The following is a 1,322-nucleotide window of genomic DNA, read 5'->3' as shown; positions in this document are numbered from 1 at the left end:
TTCAATACCATATAACTTGCTCCGCATCCTATATGTGATACACTCTTTTCCGTGTTCACCGGCATCTGTATGATTATAAGCTATAATAGGCCCGGCCACTTGCTAACCGGTGTGATTCCCGATAGCTATCGCGATCACCTACATTGTTCTGTGTTACGGGCCGTTCTACCATGATCGTGAGCTTCGCTATGTCCTGTCCAAATTTTCCTATTCCACTACCCCTATCTCATAGGGAATCCCTGTTTTTATCACCGCCAGGGTACGGCTCAAAAGCTTACGGGCCACTTTAACGATCACGGATTTCACGTTCTTGCCATGGTGCTTGCGGTAGTATCCCTGCATCACCGGGTCCGTGCGTATGGCCTGCCAGGAGGCCTCGATGAAATAACTGCGTATCAACCGATGGGCACGCATACTTACCCCCGTGTGGCGTACCGTATCCCCGCTCTGGTAGATCCCGGGGGAAAGCCCCACGTAACCGGCAAGTTGCTTTATGTTGCCGAACCTCCTCAAATCCCCCAGTTCGCCCAATATCCCGCTGGCCACTATGGGGCCGATACCGGGTATGCTGCGCAGAAGCATATAGTCTTCCTTATAGTGTTCCTTGGTCCATTTGCGCAACCGGGTCGATACGTCCCTGAACTCCCGGTCGACGAACCTGAAGCTGCGCATGCGGCTCTCAAGCACCTCTTTCCCCGTCGGGTGTGCGAATTCCAAACCGTCCAACCAGTTCCTGAACGCGTGGCTCCAGTGGTCGTTGTCGAACTCCTCCGGGACCTTGATGCCGTAATAGAGCAACTGCATCTTGATGTAGCTCTTGATCTGGCGCATGTCCTTGACCAGGTCGTTCCTTCTGCGGAACAGGCTTCGCAACTGTTCCCGTTGGGGGTCCGGGACCACGATGCCCCCCAAACGCCCGTCCTTCAGTTCACGGGCTATGAGCTGAGCGTCGATACGGTCCGTCTTTGTGTGGCGTTCCTTTCCCCGCCTGAATATGTCCGCAGGGTTCACCACCAGCGAGCGCCAGCCATAACCCTCGAAACAACGATGGGCACGATAACCGCAACAGCCGGCCTCGTAGGCCGTCGAGACCTCATGGCCCGGATAGTGCCGCCCCACATATTCCCTTAGGCATTCCGGGTCCGGGGACATCGAAAAGGTCCTGCCGGAGGACAGGTCCGTGGCACAGTGTACCTTCCAACTGCGCTTGTGTATGTCGATACCAATGAATAACTTGGGTCTTGCAGTGTGTTCCGTTTTCATATCTTTTTGTTTTAGAGAACTTTAAAGATAAAGGACACGCTGCTTTTACATAGATGCTA

General features: G+C 53.9%; 1 protein-coding gene. It reads right to left on the bottom strand.

All coding sequences use genetic code 11. The features are described 5' to 3' along the window. Positions 1 to 207: 207 nt before the first annotated feature. Complete coding sequence (locus FEK29_RS17805; protein WP_138259787.1) at positions 208 to 1,263, bottom strand: IS110 family RNA-guided transposase; 1,056 nt, start codon at positions 1,261 to 1,263, stop codon at positions 208 to 210. Between the last annotated feature and the right edge of the window lie 59 nt (positions 1,264 to 1,322).

Source organism: Maribacter aurantiacus, assembly GCF_005780245.1.
Lineage (GTDB): Bacteria > Bacteroidota > Bacteroidia > Flavobacteriales > Flavobacteriaceae > Maribacter > Maribacter flavus.
Note: the sequence above shows the minus strand (reverse complement) of the source record. Positions and strands in the feature narration are given on the sequence as shown.